Origin of the sequence: Haloarcula quadrata (assembly GCF_003634715.1) — an archaeon.
Lineage (GTDB): Archaea > Halobacteriota > Halobacteria > Halobacteriales > Haloarculaceae > Haloarcula > Haloarcula marismortui.
The window spans coordinates 1264806-1281947 of the sequence record NZ_RBWW01000001.1 but is presented as its reverse complement, the minus strand read 5'-3'; the positions used below and the strand labels follow the sequence as shown (position 1 = coordinate 1281947).

Sequence of the window (17142 nt, the reverse complement as noted above, 5' to 3'; positions counted from 1 at the left end):
CTTTCAGCGTGTTCCCAGTCTGTCCGTTTGACTGCACTGGCCCCACCGGTAGCCACGCTTCGATGGGAGCGTTCTATGGGAGCGTTCTATGGGACGGGAACCGAAGCCGTTTTATAATTTTTAGTCTAGCCTAAAATCATGTCGAGTAATTCAAATGACCAGTCGGAGCTGACACGACGCAAATACGTCACCTGCGGCGGGACGGTCCTCGCTGGAGGACTGTTGTCTGGGTGTACGGGAAGCAGCGGCTCAGACCCGTCTGACTCGGAGGCAGCCACGGAAACGGCCACAACAACAGCAACGGAGTCCAAACCGGCGGAGACGGCGGCCACGGACAAGCCTTACCGCGTCACCGTCGAACCAGTGGGAGAGGTGTCATTCGAGACAGTGCCACAGACGTGGGTCGCAGAAAACGCCAGCTGGGCCGATATGGGCGTCGCACTCGGCCTGACCAAACCGAGCGCGGTCGTTCTCACTGGGGAGTACCGCACGTGGCATTACGAGGACGTGCCGGGACTTTCACCGTCGAAAGAAGACATGGTTTCACTCTGGCAGGACGGTATTTCGAAGGAACTACTACTCGAAATCGACGCCGGTGTTCACTTCATCGACCCCAACTACATGGTGAATCTCATCCCGAACTGGGACCGGTCGGATGTCGAGGAGATGCACGAACGCGTCGGCCCGTTCTGTGGGAACACCAGTTTCTCGACGTACTCCTGGCATGAGGACTATCCGTACTACAGCCTGTACGAAGCGACCGAGAAGGTAGCCGCAGTGTTCCAGCGACAGGACCGGTTCCGGGCACTCTCAAGTCTCCATGAAGGGTTCCTCGACCGATTGCAGGAACGGCTCCCCCCGGAAGACCAGCGCCCGGAAATCGCGCTCCTCTCGCCGGGGTCGACCGAGCCGGAGACGTTTTATCCGTACCGGCTCGGGGACCGAACGGCATACAAGCACTGGCGCGACCTGGGGGTGAGCGATGCGCTCGCCGGGAGCGAGATCCAGAGTTTCACGTCCGACCGAGGGACGATCGACTACGAGCCGCTCCTCGAAATCGATCCGGAGGTGCTGTTGCTGTACACGGACACCCATCTCCAGGATACGGCGTTCGAGGATACGTACCGCTCGTTTCTGCAGGACCATGACACAGCGAGCCAGCTCACTGCCGTGCAGAACGGCGCTGTGTACCCGGCTGGCGGGATGTACCAGGGGCCGATTATCAACCTCTCGAAGACAGAGCGAGCCGCAAAACAGCTGTTCCCGGACGAGTTCGACGAGGAAGAGACGCTGTATGACCGCCAGCGAATCGCGGACATCCGCGCCGGCGATATCTAACCGTCGCCGCTCTCCGACCGGACCCGTGAGAGCCGCAGCGCGTTCCCGGTCACGGCCGTTGTCATGCCGGCGTCGCCGGCCAGCACAGCAGCCCAGATGGGAACGACGCTGAACGGCACGGCGAGCGCGAGCCCAGCCTTGACCGCCAGGCTGGCCCAGATGTTCTGCCGGATGACGCCGTTCGCGTCGTTCGCCAGTTCGTACAGGTACGGGAGCTTCGAGAGGTCGTCACTCATCAGGGCGATGTCAGCCGTCTCAAGCGCTGTGTCCGTGCCAGCGGCCCCCATTGCGACGCCCACGGTCGCGCTCGCCAGTGCCGGCGCGTCATTGATGCCGTCTCCGACCATCGCGACGTTTTCGTACTCGGCAACGAGGTCATCGATAGCGGCGACTTTCTCGTCGGGCAGGAGTTCGGCCTGATAGTCGTCGATTCCGACCTCCCGGGCGATAGCCCCCGCAGTGCGTTCGTTGTCACCGGTCAGCATCACCGTCCGCTCAACACCCAAGTCCCGGAGCCGTGAAACGGTGGCTTTCGCCTCAGGGCGCACCTCGTCGGCGACGGCGATGATGCCCTCTATCTCTTCGTCCGTGCCCACGATGACGACCGTCTTCCCTTCGGCCTGAAGCTCGGGGACGGCGTCTTCCAGCAGGTCCAGACAGTTGTTGCGCTCACAGAGCTGCTGGGCCGTTTTTGTGACGACGCCGCCATCGGTAGTGGCGTGAACGTGTGAGAGGTCGAAGCCGAGCTCCTCGAACAGCCCCGGCTTCCCAGCGTAGTGGGGCGTCCCGTCAAGGTCCGCCCGGACGCCCTTGCCGGTGATACTCTCGAAGTCATCGACGTCGGCGCTTTCGACGCCGGTCGTGCCCGCCTCCGCGACGATGGCCTCGCCGATGGGGTGTTCGCTCCGCTGTTCGAGCCCGCGAGCGCACTGCAGAACTCCTTGTTCGGTGTTCCCGTTCAGCGGAACCACGTCGGTGACGGTCAGTTCACCTTTCGTCAGCGTCCCCGTCTTGTCGAAGGCGACCACGTCGACATCACCCATCGCTTCGAGGTGGTTCCCGCCCTTGATGAGTACGCCGTTCTTCGCGGCGCTGGTGATACCTGAGACGACCGACACGGGCGTCGAAATAACGAATGCGCAGGGACAGGCAAGCACCAACAGCGTCAGTCCGTGCACGACCGCGGTCGACCACGCCACCCCAAATACGGCGGGAGACGAAAGCGTCACAAGAACGGCGAAGGCGACGACGACCGGCGTGTAGTACGCCGAGAAGCGCTCGACGAACTGCTCGCGCTCGGTCTTGTTCGACTGGGCGTCTTCGACCATCTGAACGATGCGCGAGAGGGTGTTGTCGCTGGCCGCCGCCGTGACCTGCACTTCCAGATACCCCTCTTCGTTGATGCTTCCAGCGTACACCTCGTCGCCCTCGGTCTTGTCAACCGGGACGCTCTCGCCGGTAATCGGGGCCTGATTCACCGCGCTGGTTCCGTCGATGACCTCACCATCCATCGGAATCTTCTCGCCGGGCCTGATGACGACGACATCGCCGACCTGTACGTCATCGACAGGCAGGACCTCCTCGGCTCCGTCACGTTTGACCGTCGCTTCGTCGGGCGAGAGGTCCATCAGTTCCGCAAGCGAGTTCCGCGCGCGGTCCATCGAGTACCGCTCTAGCAGTTCCGCGATGCTGAAGAGGAACGCCAGCGTCGCGGCCTCGAAATACAGCGCCTCGCCGAAGGCCAGACTGGCGGTGAGCGCGCCCAGAATGGCGATAGACATCAGCAGGTCGATGTCAAGATTCCGGTTTTTCAGGGAGTAGTAGCCGCCACGCAGGATTTCCTGGCCGCCGGTCGCTACCGCGATGAGAAACAGGATATCGGCGACGTGGAACGGCGAGCCGAGAACGCTTCCCACCTGCGCGTTCGCGCCGCGCAACAGGAACTCGAAGAGGAGGCCGAAGGCCACGAACACGCCGCTGGCCCACGTCTTCAGCGCTCTCGAACTGGTCCAGAGCGAGCCGTTTTCGTCCGGCTGTCTGGTCCCCGTGTCGTCCTCGCCCGTCGTCTCCGTGACCTCGTACCCGGCACTCTCGATAGCGGCCACGAGGTCCTCTTCCGTCGTCGCGTCCCGGTCGTACGTGACAACGACCGTCCCGGTGGTCGGGCGTGTTTCGGCGCTTCTGATGCCGTCGACCCCACTGAGCGCGCTTTCGACCTTCCCAGCGCAGGAAGCACAGTCCATCTCCGGAACGCTGAATCGCAGCGTCTCGCCGCCGTCGTCTGGGACGGTGTAGCCCGCCGCCTCGACGCGCGCCGCTATCGCATCCACGTCCGTCTCAGTCTCGTCGTACTCAACGGTGAGTCGACCCGTTGTTACCTGTGGGTCAACGGCCTTGATGCCAGACAGTTCACGGACGCTCGACTCCACCTTTCCCGCACAGGAGGGACAGTCCATCTCCGGGACGGACAGCTGTGCGACGTGGGGCCCATCGTGCGAGTGCGTTGCTGTAGGGGGACCGTCGGCACTCGCGCCGCCACACGCACCGCCATCCGAACAACCGTCGGACTCTGTCATTACCGGGGCTAGGCTACCCTGTCTTATTAATTCAGCTGCTAAAAACAGGTCCAACGGTGCAATAAGTTAATAAAATAATCCGATTGAGATATTAAAACGGGCAGTATCGACTCTACATCTAGCCGGGGCGGTCGCCACTCTCAGTCGAACGGCGTCGTCCGCGTCGGCTTCCCCTGTGCGTACCGGATCCAGCGCCGCATATGCCGGCCGACTGCCCAGAACAGTACCACTGTCATTGCCAGTAGCGCCGACAGGAAGACGATTCCCAGCCGTATCGGTTCCTCGGTCGGGAGGCCGATGAGCAGGACAATCGTCCCGACGAGTGCCATCTCGACACCACATCGCAGTCCGGGCAACACGAACCCCGGTGTCGGCGTGTTCGTTCCCGATGAATCCTCTGCCATGCGCCCCCGTATGCAATCGGGACGATTGTAGTTTGTGCCCGCTTGCGGGCCGAACTGAGAGTCAGCGCGCACGGCAATCAGGCACTCTGGTTGCGGTAAAGAGTTCTGACCGTGCCTTTTTCGCGGCACAGACCCACGCCCCAGTATGAAACAGTCTCTCACTCGCCGGGCGATGTTCAGTCGATCACATCGACAGCCGCGTAACCCCGTTTGATGACGGTGAACCAAACCGAACTAGCTGTGGAGCATCTTCGAACCGCTAGTGAGCATGATTTTCGGGATGGACCGTCGCTGTCGGCGGCGGACTGCCGCCGACGCGACAGTGTCACCACTGACGACCGCTGTCCGGACAGATGGACAGCTACCGGAAGAACCGGTCGTCAAGTGGCTGGTTCGCTGGAACAGTCCTGCGGACACCAAGTGCTGTCCAAGCTGCGCGGAGCGTCATTTCGCAAAACTCCGTGAACGACCACTGCAAGAGGCGGCGGCCCCCACGGCGGGGCGCCGCCACGTACCTCCAGTGGAGATATCGCCAACTGTTCTGAAGCAGTAGGCTCACTACAAACATTACCAACCGCAGTCCAGCATCCTGAGAACTAGTGAAAGCGAGGCTCTGCTTGGCTAATCGGTAGCTTGATTCGATGCCGAAGCGCTTGCTGTAGTGCTCTCGTGCATCTCGTGGCGTGTCGATAAAGGGCGCGTCAGCGGCGTAGCCGTGACGCGCCACCCCGTGTTCGTCGTACCGTCCCTGCTGGTACACGCAGTCGATGAACACAGGGAACTCCACCTCGCCAGCGAGATCGTGTTCGATCTCGCGGCTCCAGCCTTCGCTGAGTTTGTTTTGAATCGTCTCACCCCACTTGACGATCGGCATCACATAGGCGTAATTGTGCGCGTACAGCAGCTTGAGACAGGTGCTGTTGTAGAAACCCCGATCAAGGTAGACGGCCTTGACGCCGAGGTCAAGGCCGTCAAGGAGTTCCAGGAACTCGGCGAGGACATCGCTGGTGGTTTCGCCAGCGACGAGCTGGCGAACCGCCAGCGTGTACCGCTTGTTGCGTACGCGCACGTAGAGCGTCGCATAGGCGTGAAACGTCGTTGTTCCACGCTTGGCCTGTGAGGAGTACAGAGCCTCAGTTTCGTCCTCATCACCGTAGTAGGGATCGAGGTGGAGGTCTGCGCAGACCTCCACCGGTCGATCTGGCAGTGTCGCAAGCGCATCTCGTTGTAACAGTGTGTCTCCAACCGCCTCAACCGAATCAAGCTCAAACTGATCGGTAAGATGTCCACGCACGGTATTGGCGTGCGGTGAGTCGTCAGTCGTTTCGCAGACGTGGTTGATTGAGGTCCCGCCGGCGCTGGCGCCGGCGAGGACCTCGCACAATGTCTCTGTCGTGACCTCTACGTTCTCGTCGAGGTCTACCGTGAGCTCCTCTTCGAGACTGTTGACGACAAAATTAAGCAGGTGCTCTTCCTCTATCTCGCTGTCTGCTTGGGTTGACTGCACATCCTCTCCAAGCAGACGCTTACTCTAACCCGATGTGATCGACTGATGTTAGGAGCCCTCGGGACAGCCGTCGCAGCCACGGCCGGCTGTCAGAGTCCCGGGACCGGCAGCGACTCAGGCAGTGACACCGGAGAGCAGCCGGAGTCAGCCGACGCGGTTGCACAGTCCGACAGCGTCTACACCAACGTGTATCAGGAGGTGGCCGATGCCGTCGTCTCGATCAGGGTGTACGCCGAGGACTCCCGTGGTGGGCAGGGGAGCGGCTTCCTCATTGACGACGAGCATATCGTCACGAACGAACACGTCGTTGCGGGCGGGGACGAGTACTACGTCCGCTTTGCTGACACTGGCTGGCGGACTGCCTCCGTCGTCGGCGCAGACGTGTACAGCGACCTGGCGGTCCTCCGCATCGGTGCGACCCCGGACGTGACCCCCCTCTCGTTTGTCGAGACCGAACCCACAGTCGGAACCGAAGTCGTCGCTATCGGGAACCCCTTCGGACTGTCCGGCTCAGTGTCCGCGGGCATTGTCAGTGGCGTCGACCGCACGCTCCAGAGCGCCAACAACTTCTCCATCGCCGATGCGGTCCAGACCGACGCGCCGGTCAACCCCGGCAACAGCGGGGGGCCGCTCGTCACGCTTGAGGGTGACGTGGTCGGAGTCATCAACTCAGGTGGCGGCGACAACGTCGCGTTCGCCATCTCCGCCCCGCTCACCCAGCGCGTCGTGCCGTCGCTCATCCAGACCGGCGACTACGACCACCCGTACATGGGTGTTGGACTCCGGAGTGTGTCGCCGCGAGTCGCCGAGGCGAACAATCTGGACCCCGGGTCGGGAGTGTATATCACTCGTGTGGTCAGTGATGGTCCGGCGGCGGGCGTTCTGCAGGGAAGCGACGGGGAGACGACGATTTCGGGGACAGCAATTCCCACTGGCGGTGACGTGGTCAGACAGATGGACGACACCCCGACGCCGACGCGGCAGGCGCTGGGGAGCTTTCTTGCACTGGAGACCAGCCCCGGCGAGACGGTCGACGTACTGGTCGAGCGCGACGGCGCACAGGAAACAGTCGAACTCACGCTCGGGACCAGACCGGAGCCGTAACGAACGTCGGCAGCCGAATCCGCTGTCCAGACCGCGGTTACTGCGTCTGGACCTCACCCTGTTCGCTACGGCTGCCACCGGCCACGAGGTAGCCGACGGCGGCAGCAAGCGGCAGTGTCACTGGAAGCCCCGCAATAAGCAGGCTGATACCGAGACTCCTACCGAGGACCACGTAGAGCCCAACGCCGGCCGCGGTGACCGTGACGAAGTCCGCAATGGTCGCCAGCGCTGCCAGCCGAAGGCGAACAGCGCGCCCGGAAACCGTACCGGCGGCCGCCTGATCGCGGTGCCACAGCAGGACGTAACTGGCAAACAGCGCGGTCAGGCCGGCCGACACACCCACGGGAAGTCCGATGAGCAGCGAGAACTCTATCTGTGGTTCGAAGCCAGCGGTCACCACGACGGTCGTGACAGCAAATACGAGTGCACCGAGGAGCAGGGCAACAACGATGCGGACGTGCGTGTTCATACGTATCAACTGAACGACTGTATATAAATAGTCCGCCGCTGCCGCAGAACAAGGTATCCAGCGGCGTTTCACACAGCGGCCCGTTCGCCCCCATCGCATCGGCTTATTCTAACGGCTCGGCGGCGTCCTGTTCGACCAGCGGGTTGGCGTTATCGGCCGGCAGCGTCACCACGTCGTCCGTCGAAAGGTCGTACTCGCGCTGGTCGACGCCGAATATCTCGCCCACGTCGTCCGTGATGCGGACCGTGCGCCGGTCTACGTCGGCGGCCCCCGTGTCAGCACTGGCTGGTGACTGCGTTCCGCCGTCAGCCTGCGTCGGGTCCGCCGCAGGGCCGGAGGTCGACTCAGCACTCTGTTCAGCTGGTGGGGCAGGAACGTCGTCGCCGGCCGGCACGTCCGCCGGGTCAGTCTGGCCGTCAGCCGTGGGGTTGCTGCCCGTGTCCAGCTCGGGCGGCGGCGTTGGTGCGTCGGAATCCGCTGCTGGCGGGGACTGGTCCCCACCGCTGCCCATCATGTCAGCCGCGTCAACGCCGGTGTCCGGCGTCGACTGCTCGGGCTCACCGGCTGTCGCCTCGTCTGCCGTCTGTTGTGGGTCCGGGTCAGGGGCCTGTCGCTCGCCCGAGTTCGGCTCGTCGCCGACCGCGCCGGTCGGAGCCTCGCCCGCGATCACATCGAGGACGTGGCCTCGGTTGGATTCGATGGCCTCAACCATCGTCTCGAACAGGTCCCGCTCCTCGCGTGTGAGACCGTCGTCCTCGGTCGGCATGTCCGCCGCGGCCAGCGACGCCATTTTGACAATTTTGCCCACGCGCCGTTCGTAGACCGCTTCGACGGTCTGTTCAGCGGTCTTGATATCGTCGGTCAGGCGGTTGACCTCGGGCGAGTCGAACGGGTCCTCGGCGCGCTCGGCCGCGCGGTCGCGCTCCGACCGGAGCTGTTGAATGAACTGCCCGGCGTCCTCGTAGAACGTCTCGCGCAGCTGCTGGAGCTGGTCGGTCTGGCGTTCCCGCGATTGGACGGACTGTAGCTCGTCTACGTTCATTCCTTCCCCTTCTCAGCACGCCCGCGGGCCATGAGAAACACGCCCACGTGCTCTGGTACAGTCTGATTACCCGCCTCCAGTGTAAAGCTATCGCCATCCAGTTCGACGAGGCCGCCGTCGGTCACCTCAACGGTGATATCGTGGCCCCGGAACGTCTCCGGGACAGGGTCGACCAGCGGGTCGAACGCATCGAGGTCGTCGCGGTCGATTCGTTGAACCTCCAGCCCGCTGCCGCCGTGCAGCGAGCCGGGCAGGCGGATGAGCCGGTTCGTGTCCGTCGTCACCGGTTCGTCTATCGGCGCGTTGTCCGCCGCGACAACTTCGTGCAGGAGAATCTTCGCCAACTGGTAGAACGCGGGGTGGACGTCGATGTTGCCGGCTTCCAGTTGCTCGTAGTTCGACCGGGCCGCGTTCAGCGCCGCGGTCGCCTTCCCCTCGCCGATGCCGTCGTACTCCTGCAGTCGGTCGAGCGCGTCGGCCTCCTCCATCGCGAGCAGGTCATCGACGACGGCGAGCATGTGTCGGTGGGCGCGGGCGCTCCAGCCGCCTTCCGTCGAGAGTGTCCGTTTCTGGGCCGGACTGGACCGGCCGGCCGTGCCGGCGACGGACTCCTCGTCGACCAGTTCGTCGAACTCCAGCCCGATGCCGCGGACGTAGTCGACGACCTCCCGGCGCGCGTCCCGCTCCAGGTGGCGGATACGCTCGTCACGGACGTGGACGTGGTAGCCCCGGCCACCGGAGAAGACGATAGTCAGGTCATCGAAGCCGAAATCGTCTTCCAGAAAGTCGAGCAGCCTGCGCAACGCGTCCTTGCACTTTGCGAGCATCTCGGCGTAGCTGTCCTCGCCCAGCACTACGGAGGGTAGGTGGTCGGCGTCGAGGTCAAACACAAGGTCAGAGGAGCGCCAGCCCTTGTCCGACATCGTGGAGGCGCTTGGTTCGTCGTAGCGGCCCGCGGAGAAGTAGACGTGGCGGGGCTTTCGGCGGCCGAGGAAGTCCTCGATTTCGCCGAGGTCCAGCAGCGAGCGATGGCGGACCATCGTCTCACCGGGGCCTTCAGTCCATGGGATGAACCCCCATTCACGTTCGTTCGCGGCCGGCGGCGGCGTTACGGACGCCTGTCGGTAGTGATCGCCGAACCGGCCACGGAGGTACGCTCGGGTCCGCTCTTCCATCGGCTACCTCGTTGGGGAGGTCCCTTGAAAAGCGTTCGCTTAGCCGCGCAGGAACTTCGACAGCTTGTCCGTAATCGAGTCCTCGCCGAGTTTGAGGTAGTAGGCGTCGCCGCCGTCCTCGTAGTAGTTGTCGATGCGCCGCGTGATCTCGAAGCCGATGTGTTTGTAGAACCCGAGTGCCTCCCGATTCGTCGCCCGGGCGTGACAGGTCACGCTGCCGTAGTCCTCGGCGACGCGGGCCACCAGCCGCTTGCCGAAGCCGTGACCCCTGTACTCGTCACCGACTGCGAGAAAGAGAATGTAGCCGTCGCGTCGAACCGCGGCGAAGCCGATGAGGCGGTCTTTGGAGCGGTCGATGTAGAGATAGGTGGTCGACCGTCGGTAGGCGTCGCGAAAGAACCCCCGTCGCTGCCGAAGAACGCCGTCGGACTCCCGGATGTCTTCCTTGAGCCGCCACGCCGCGTCGACGTGTTCGTCGTCCCCGCGTTCGACGATCTGTGTCTCGATGTTGACGCTCACTGCCGTATAAGTAGTGGAGGCGTGGATATAATTCCACCGCCTACAGAGAGGGGTGTCTAAGCGTCCAGTTTCACGGACCGGACGAACAGGATTAGGTAGATAGCGCACGAATTCTCAGGTATGGATACGCGTATACCGAGTTTTATCGGCACTGTCGCGCTCGTGCTCACGCTCCTTTCGCGACCTGCGGCGGCACACGTCGACTACGTGACGGAAGGGCCGGGCGAGGCCCTTGATGCAGTGGCGTTTGCGATATCCGTGCTATCGAACCCGGTGAATGCGGCCGTTTTCGGCATCTCGGGACTGGCTGTGACTGGCGGCCTCGCGGCGTATCTCTGGGTCCGACCGACGATTGCAGACATCGTCATCCTTCGGGACGTGCTCGTCGGCTACGCAGACCTCGTCCCGTGGATGCTCCGACTCAGCGTGGGGCTGCCACTCGTCGGCGCCGGTTTTCAGGGGTATCTGTTCGCCCCGACGGTGACGTTTGACCCCGCAACGAGCCCGGTCGTCCGCATCCTGTTTATCGGGCTGGGGTTCACACTCCTGTTCGGACTTGCGACCCGTATTGTCACGACGATTGGGCTGGTGACCTTCGGCTGGGCGCTGAGCGTTGACCCCGGTGTCGTGCTCGCCATGGAGTACGTGCCGGCCTTTCTGGCACTGTTGATTCTTGGCGGTGGTCGTCCGAGCGCGGACCATATGCTCCAGCGGGTTGCCAGCACTGACGGGACCTACTACGGTCGCGTTGACCCGGTGCACCATCTCAAGGGGTTTCTGGACACAACAACGGCAACGTATCGTGAGTACGTCCCAGTCATCATCCGAGTCGGCATGGGTGTGACGTTCATCTATCTCGGACTGTTCCAGAAACTCGCTGAACCCGGACGGGCGCTTCTGGTCGTCGAAAAGTACAATCTCACCGCCGTCGTCCCCGTCGACCCTGGCATGTGGGTGCTCGGTGCTGGCCTGACTGAGATGCTGGTCGGCCTAGTGCTGATATTCGGCTTCATGACCCGCGGAGCCGCGGCTGTCTCCTTTGTCCTGTTCACCACGACGCTGTTCGGCCTGCCTGACGACCCGGTACTCGCACACATCACGCTGTTCGGAATGGCCTCGGCGGTGTTCACGATGGGTGCCGGGCCGCTCTCATTCGATGACTGGTTCGGTCGGCCGGCACAGAGCGACCGGGAGAGCGTCGTTTCGGCGGACTGAGCCGGGTTGAAACGCTGACCGTGCTGGTCAGTTCGTGCCGTTCCACTGGTCCAGCTGGGTCCGATTCCCGCTCGCGTTATGATAGATCGTGATTGTGTCCTGTGCCCTCACCTGTTGCTGATAGGCACTCCCGCTGCTCAATTGCACAACGTCGCCGGGTCCGACAGTTGCCTCCAAGTCTCGGCCAGCCACTTCTGCCCAGGTAACCCGATTGTCAGGACCCTGAATGTCGACGTTCCCAGCTTTGAACTCGTCGCCGCGTTCGTGTGTGACGATAAGGACTTGATTATCTGAGATGTAGTCGTAGCTGAAGTTCGCCTGCGGGCCGCCGCCGTCGTCATCGTCGATGACGAGGACGTTCAGCCCGACAATAGCTGTCACGAGTAGCGTCAGTCCGATGAGGACGGCGACGCCGATGCCCTCTGTCATCCCGACTGTCTCAGTCCTGAACTGTCCCATAGCCGTCTATCACTCCTAATGTGAGACGGCGTTAAATGCTGTTCGACGGCGAGGGGAAGACACATATCGGTTCAACTCACAGCCACCGGTATGATAGACGAGACTGTCGAGGAGATCTCGGAGATGCAGACCCACAGTTCCTCCGTGGTCGCAGTCAAAGCCGCCCAGGCGCTCCGGGACCTGACTGACAGGGAGTACCCGACGGTCGAGGATTACCTCCGTTCGCTCGACCGGAACAGCAGCGCCCTCCGGAGAGCGAACCCCTCACACGCCTCCCTCCATACGACCCAGCACCGGATCGTGAACACCGTCTCGGATGCGGAGCCCGACGACGTGGCGGCCGCCAAGGAACTGACCAACGAGGCTATCGACGACGTTATCGACTCGGTGGAGTCGTCAAAAGACCGCGCCGCTGCCCGCGCCGTGTCGGAGATCGCCGATGACGACGTGCTGTTGACGCATGACTTCTCCTCGACCGTCCTTGCGGCCATCGACGACGCCATCGAAGCCGGCCACAGCTTCGAGGTGTACGTTACGGAGTCCCGACCGCGCTTCCTCGGTCGAAAGATGACGCGCCACCTTTCCGACCGGGACGGGGTCGACGTGACGCTTATCGTCGACAGCGCCGCCGGGCACTTCATGCCAGAGGTCGACCGCGTGCTCGTCGGCATGGACTGCATCGTCGACGACACGCTGTACAACCGCATCGGCACGTATCCGATTGCGACGGCGGCGGCGGACAACGACGTTCCGGTGACGGTCGTCGGGGCCGCCGCAAAGTACGTCGACGGGGCATTCGCCTTCGAAAACGAGATTCGGCCACTGTCAGAGGTGCTCCGGGAGCCGGCAGACGGATTCGAGGTCGCAAACCCGGCCTACGACGCCACGCCGACGCACCTGCTGGATACAGTTGTCACTGACGACGGGGTCCACGAGTACTGAGACTGCTGTACGTTCGTTCCGGCATCACTGGCCAGCAGGGCGGGTCCCGGCAACGGAACGCAGGTTCGAAGGTTCTTGTTGCTGGCAGTGAAGAAGCATATATGGACGACACTGCCCTCCTCCGCCAGACGATCCGTCGGTGTACCGCCGTGCTCGTTGCAACGCTTGCCACCGTTGGCGTGAGTCTGCAGCGTTCTTCAGGAGCGGGTTTCTTGCTCATACTGGCCGTTATCTCAGTGGTGTATCTCGTTGTTGGGTTCATCAAAGTGAATCCGCCTACCGAGAACGCCAGTCGTTCCTCGTCTACAGAAGACGAGGGGTAAGTACGTAGTCTACCGCTGTTGGACGACGGTGTCACAGTCCGGACACCGGAGTAACAAACTGTTCTCGGTTGCTTCGGCTGTCCAGTCGCCAGTCACTGCGCTCTCGTGACCGCAGTCGGGACAGAACAGCGATGTCTTGGACCGCGTCTGTGGTGGTGGGTCTGAGTCGACCGCGCTGGTCGTGTAGATTTCGGTGGAGGTCATCAAAGAAAAGAACGCGCTGTAGGCTCAAAAATGTGTCGGCAGAATGTTTGATTGTTCACGCACAATGTGGAATTAGTATAGTTTAAATCCCAGTAAATGTGGACACTCGTACCAAATTTTACCCTTCACATGTACATTCGGTCATCAGCGAACTGGTCGGAATCGGCGGCGTCCATCCGTTCTGCAAGTGCCTGATAGTGGGCCTCGATGTTCGCAGCGAAGTTCTCCAGTGGACCAGTGTCAATCTGGATCGAGTGGCTCTCTTTCAACGCAGTGAGCAGTCTGATTGCGGCCGCTGCGTCGGGCGCTTGTGGGTGGGTTGGCGTCGTGAACACACCGGTTGGAAGCGACTCATCGATTCCGCGCGTGACTAGCTCGGCACTCAGTCCGTCGAGGAACCCATTTCCCATTGGTCTGATGTCGGTGTCGTTGAGATACGATTCCTGATACATCGGCGTTGCAATGTAGAACGGGACGTGGTCGTCCGGGCCGTGTGCGATGGGGACGCCGGTGAGCATCGTAATGTCTGAAACCTCCAGTTTTCTCCCCGCGGTCGCAATTGCGCCAGCGAGCGATCCGGCCTGAGCCGGCGGCACGAACCGCTCACCCACTAAGACAGCAAACGACGACGCCTCATCGACATACAGCCGTGTGTGATGTCTCGGGGTCCCGTTCTCGAAAGGGGTACTGAACGGCGGCTCCGACGTCCGCAGATGGCCGACTTCGCGCATCGAGTGCTGGTCAGCGAGATAATCGACGGCTGTGAGGCCGGCCAGGCCGTACTCAGAGACACCGACTGCCAGCGTATCTACCGGTGGTCGGTCGTCTGAGAGGACCACCGAGATGTCATCTGAAGACATATTACCTCAAACGGAGTGAGATGGCTAAGTAGTTCGGGAGGGGAATCCTTTTCTCGTGGCGGGATTGATTCCATGTCATGCGTTTTGGCCCTGTCTGGCCGTTGCAGACACCCACTCCGACGCCGACCGAAGCCGCGACGGAAGTGGCGACAGAGGTAGCCACTGACATCGGTGGATTGCTCCCCTTCGAAATCCCGATGTGGATTGCCAACATCGGGAAATCCCTGATCGTCATCGGGCTGGCAATTGTCGTTTCCCGCGTTCTCGTCCGTCTTCTGGGTCGGCGCGTCGCTCAGCAGTTCCGGCGGCCAAGTCTCACTCGAACAGCGCTTCGCGGCATCCGTGCCGGTGTGTACATTTTCGCGTTGCTGACCATTCTGGGCATTTACGGTCTGCAACTGGGTGATATTGCACTCTCCGTCACTGTGTTTTCTGCCGTGGTTGGTGTCGTGCTGGCCCCGATTCTCGGGGGCCTGATCTCTGGCGTCTTCTTGCTGGCTGACCAGCCATACGAGATCGGTGATATGATCGAACTCGCCGACACTGGCCAGCGAGGGTTCGTCGAAGATATCACACTCAGACACACCAAAGTGTTCACCCTTGACAACACGTTTCTCGTCATCCCCAACGGGGAGATTCGCCAGCGGGATGTCGTCAACTACTCGGCAGAGGACTCACGAACGCGGCTGTCGCTTGACGTAATGGTCACCTACGAGAGTGACATCGCCGTCGCGCGGAGCCTCATCGAAGCGGCGGCCCGGGAAGTGGACAACGTCATCTCCGGCGGGCCGGACATCCGCGTCGGTGCGGCCCGGTACCCCGCCTCGCCGACGGTGTATATCAACAATTTCGCCGACCACGGCGTGTTGCTGACATTACGGTACTGGGTGACCGAACCGTACAAGCTGCTTGCTGCCCGCTCGAGAGTCCAGACGAACGTCTGGCGGCGGCTCGAAGACGCAAATGTCGAAATCGCCTATCCACACTCCCACCTGTACTTCGACGACACCAGCGGGGAGATGAACGTCTCACTCACCAACGGATTGGGCGGGCTTGACGGCGTTGACCGGTCCCACACGGCCACCGGAGACGCGCCGGTCCCGCCGCGTCAGGATCCCGATGAACTCGGCGACGAGTGACGGCTGGACTGGGCATCCGGCTGGGCGGTGACGATTTCGCAGTCGAGTTCCTCGCGAAGGAACTGTTCGACATCGGGGTCGTCGACCAGCCGTCGGATCATCTGTCGCCAGCGACTCGCCTGTTTGCTCCCGATGACGACGATATCGGCGTCCTGTGCAGCGACCTCATCGAGGATCGTCTCTTCGACCAGCATCCCCGACCGGACGACGTACCGCGTCCGCGGGACGTGGCCGAACGCCTGCTCGACGGCGCGTTTGAGCTCTGTCCGGTCGACGTGGTGGCTATTCTGGTATAGATTTACGTGGAGGACGGTGAGGTCCGCATCTTCCGCGTCGGCGATCTGAATGGCCTCCGCGAGCGTGGCTCGGGAGTTCTCCGAGAGTGGGTATCTGACCGGGACGACGACCTGTGGCATCGGCGGAACGTACCGCGCCGAGGTTTAAATCGCTAGCGACGAGTGAGTCGTCCGTCGACCGCCGGGGCGATGTCCGTCTCGCGGACGTAGTCGGCCAGCGCCTCGTACTGTACGTCAGCGACGCTGACCCGGTGTGATTCAGTGAGGACGGGGAACTCCAGCTCAGTGTAGTAGAGGTAGTTACTCGTCGCGAGCGTGTACGTCTCGGTGTCGCGGACCGGTCGCCCGTCGACCTGCAGTCGCTCGATGATTTGTGTATCATCGTTCCAGACCAGTTCGACGCCGCTGAAATGGGCGTGCCACCAGTCCGGCTCGCCGAACGCGACCTGTTGCCCGCTCCCCTGTCGACACAGCGTCCGGAGCTCCGCCCCCGTCAGTTCGGCGACTGTCAGGGGTTCCTCGAAGGGGACGACAGAAACCATATCGGCGACCGTCAGCGCCCCATCGAGCGGAACCGTGTCGTTTCGGAGACCGCCGCTGTTCTGGAGGGCCACATCTGCGCCCGTCGCCCATCGGTACGCGTCCGCAACGAGGTTGCCGAGCCGACACTCGCCGCCGTAGGTCGTCGCCTGACTACGGTCGATGGGGTCGGCGGCGTGACCGATAACCTCGTGCAGTCCCGCTGCGGAGAGCCTGTCTTCGATTGCCGCCGCGACGCGGTCATCGAGAGGGCCATCAGCTATCTCGCGGAACTGTGCAGTCGGTTCTGGTCCGGCAAGGTCGACCTCAACGACGGTCCGGCCGTTGGCTCCTGGTCTGGTGAGCAGCGTCCCGTCGAGACGGTCGATGCGGCGCTCGTGGACGTGCCCGCCGAGGATTACGTCCACGTCGCAGGCGCGGGCCAGTTTCTCGTCAATCCGGCCCAGATGTGAGAGCACGACAACAGCCTCCGCCCCGGCGTCCCGAAGCGCTGTGGCCGCCTCGCTGACAGCCTCGAACGGATCTGTGAACGTCAGCGTCGTCGCCTGTGGATTGGCCGAGGCCGTGTCCGGGCTGGTGACACCGACGAAGCCGACTTGCACTCCGTCGACGGTCCGATTCGCCCACGGTCGGGTCAATCGTCTGGCAAACCGCTCGCCGTCCTGTTCGACATTCGCAGTCAGCCACGTCTGTGGCGACCGTGCGATAATCTCCCGCGTCATCGCGAGTCCGTGGTCGAAATCGTGGTTCCCCAGCGTCTCGAACGCGGGCGTCAGCGCGGTGAAGAGGTCCAGCGACTGCTCGCCGTCAGTGACCAGCGACAGCACTCCCGGACCGGTGTTGTCTCCGGTGCCGACCACCAGCGCATCCGGGCCGTCAGCGGCGGCGACTGTCCCCGCAAACCGCCCGATTCGCTCGGGTGTATCGTACGCTTTCTCCACGTCGGAGTAGTGGATGATCCGGGGACTCACACCCATAGTGCACGGGAACCAGCCATTAATGGTTTCCGCAGCGATTTAGCCGCTGGCGC

Annotated in this window: 18 protein-coding genes; 6 read left to right on the top strand and 12 right to left on the bottom strand. The window is 62.5% G+C overall.

Translation table 11 applies throughout. The annotated features are described in order from the left end of the window. Nucleotides 1-138: 138 nt before the first annotated feature. The gene (locus BDK61_RS06595) at nucleotides 139-1338 is read left to right on the top strand and encodes an ABC transporter substrate-binding protein (RefSeq protein WP_121302751.1); all 1200 of its coding nucleotides are present in this window, start codon (nucleotides 139-141) and stop codon (nucleotides 1336-1338) included. Here BDK61_RS06595 and BDK61_RS06590 read toward each other — a convergent pair. The 3 genes from BDK61_RS06590 to BDK61_RS06575 form a co-directional block, all read right to left on the bottom strand. After that, nucleotides 1335-3914: a heavy metal translocating P-type ATPase gene (locus tag BDK61_RS06590; protein ID WP_121302749.1), complete on the bottom strand. Its 2580-nt coding sequence runs from the start codon at nucleotides 3912-3914 to the stop codon at nucleotides 1335-1337. The two genes, BDK61_RS06595 and BDK61_RS06590, sit on opposite strands and share 4 nt — an antisense overlap. Nucleotides 3915-4054: 140 nt before the next feature. Continuing rightward, a complete protein-coding gene (locus BDK61_RS06585; protein ID WP_004962707.1) occupies nucleotides 4055-4318 on the bottom strand; it encodes a hypothetical protein in 264 nt (87 codons plus the stop codon). Nucleotides 4319-4679: 361 nt separating this feature from the next. Continuing rightward, the gene (locus tag BDK61_RS06575) at nucleotides 4680-5825 is read right to left on the bottom strand and encodes an ISH3 family transposase (RefSeq protein ID WP_121302321.1); all 1146 of its coding nucleotides are present in this window, start codon (nucleotides 5823-5825) and stop codon (nucleotides 4680-4682) included. Nucleotides 5826-5870: 45 nt separating this feature from the next. Between BDK61_RS06575 and BDK61_RS06570 the strand changes: the two genes are divergently transcribed. Continuing rightward, the gene (locus BDK61_RS06570) at nucleotides 5871-6929 is read left to right on the top strand and encodes a S1C family serine protease (RefSeq protein WP_121302748.1); all 1059 of its coding nucleotides are present in this window, start codon (nucleotides 5871-5873) and stop codon (nucleotides 6927-6929) included. Between the two features lie 37 nt (nucleotides 6930-6966). Here the strand turns inward: BDK61_RS06570 and BDK61_RS06565 are convergent, their stop codons facing one another. From BDK61_RS06565 to BDK61_RS06550, 4 genes are all read right to left on the bottom strand, one after another. Next, nucleotides 6967-7398: a hypothetical protein gene (locus BDK61_RS06565; protein WP_121302746.1), complete on the bottom strand. Its 432-nt coding sequence runs from the start codon at nucleotides 7396-7398 to the stop codon at nucleotides 6967-6969. A 103-nt stretch (nucleotides 7399-7501) separates the two neighbouring features. After that, complete coding sequence (locus BDK61_RS06560; protein ID WP_121302744.1) at nucleotides 7502-8440, bottom strand: hypothetical protein; 939 nt, start codon at nucleotides 8438-8440, stop codon at nucleotides 7502-7504. Next, nucleotides 8437-9615 carry a DNA primase small subunit PriS gene (gene priS / locus BDK61_RS06555; protein WP_004962717.1) on the bottom strand — a complete coding sequence of 393 codons (1179 nt, stop codon included), beginning with the start codon at nucleotides 9613-9615 and terminating at the stop codon, nucleotides 8437-8439. The genes BDK61_RS06560 and priS overlap by 4 nt, the downstream gene beginning before the upstream one ends. Nucleotides 9616-9654: 39 nt before the next feature. Beyond that, on the bottom strand, nucleotides 9655-10134 hold the full coding sequence (locus tag BDK61_RS06550; RefSeq protein WP_004962720.1) for a GNAT family N-acetyltransferase: 480 nt from the start codon (nucleotides 10132-10134) through the stop codon (nucleotides 9655-9657). A gap of 120 nt (nucleotides 10135-10254) precedes the next feature. On the opposite strand from BDK61_RS06550, the gene BDK61_RS06545 reads away from it, so the two are divergent. Next, nucleotides 10255-11349, top strand: a complete 1095-nt coding sequence (locus BDK61_RS06545) for a DoxX family protein (RefSeq protein ID WP_121302742.1) — start codon at nucleotides 10255-10257, stop codon at nucleotides 11347-11349. A 27-nt stretch (nucleotides 11350-11376) separates the two neighbouring features. Here BDK61_RS06545 and BDK61_RS06540 read toward each other — a convergent pair whose 3' ends face one another. Beyond that, the gene (locus tag BDK61_RS06540) at nucleotides 11377-11808 is read right to left on the bottom strand and encodes a type IV pilin (RefSeq protein ID WP_121302740.1); all 432 of its coding nucleotides are present in this window, start codon (nucleotides 11806-11808) and stop codon (nucleotides 11377-11379) included. Between the two features lie 90 nt (nucleotides 11809-11898). Between BDK61_RS06540 and BDK61_RS06535 the strand changes: the two genes are divergently transcribed. Continuing rightward, on the top strand, nucleotides 11899-12750 hold the full coding sequence (locus BDK61_RS06535) for a translation initiation factor eIF-2B (protein WP_007188378.1): 852 nt from the start codon (nucleotides 11899-11901) through the stop codon (nucleotides 12748-12750). Nucleotides 12751-12851: 101 nt separating this feature from the next. Beyond that, nucleotides 12852-13073 carry a hypothetical protein gene (locus BDK61_RS06530; protein ID WP_121302738.1) on the top strand — a complete coding sequence of 74 codons (222 nt, stop codon included), beginning with the start codon at nucleotides 12852-12854 and terminating at the stop codon, nucleotides 13071-13073. A 9-nt stretch (nucleotides 13074-13082) separates the two neighbouring features. Here the strand turns inward: BDK61_RS06530 and BDK61_RS06525 are convergent, their stop codons facing one another. Next, nucleotides 13083-13277, bottom strand: a complete 195-nt coding sequence (locus BDK61_RS06525; RefSeq protein ID WP_011222939.1) for a hypothetical protein — start codon at nucleotides 13275-13277, stop codon at nucleotides 13083-13085. A 125-nt stretch (nucleotides 13278-13402) separates the two neighbouring features. Next, entirely contained in the window at nucleotides 13403-14137 is a 735-nt protein-coding gene (locus BDK61_RS06520) for a proteasome assembly chaperone family protein (protein WP_121302736.1), read from the bottom strand. A 77-nt stretch (nucleotides 14138-14214) separates the two neighbouring features. Here BDK61_RS06520 and BDK61_RS06515 point away from each other — a divergent pair, with 77 nt between their 5' ends. Next, nucleotides 14215-15276, top strand: a complete 1062-nt coding sequence (locus tag BDK61_RS06515) for a mechanosensitive ion channel family protein (protein WP_011222938.1) — start codon at nucleotides 14215-14217, stop codon at nucleotides 15274-15276. Here BDK61_RS06515 and BDK61_RS06510 read toward each other — a convergent pair. Beyond that, nucleotides 15246-15692 (bottom strand): universal stress protein, encoded by a 447-nt coding sequence (locus tag BDK61_RS06510; RefSeq protein ID WP_049938738.1) that lies wholly within the window; start codon nucleotides 15690-15692, stop codon nucleotides 15246-15248. The genes BDK61_RS06515 and BDK61_RS06510 overlap by 31 nt on opposite strands. 32 nt (nucleotides 15693-15724) lie before the next feature. Next, nucleotides 15725-17089, bottom strand: coding sequence for a bifunctional metallophosphatase/5'-nucleotidase (locus BDK61_RS06505; protein WP_121302735.1), 1365 nt, complete (start codon nucleotides 17087-17089; stop codon nucleotides 15725-15727). Nucleotides 17090-17142: the final 53 nt, after the last annotated feature.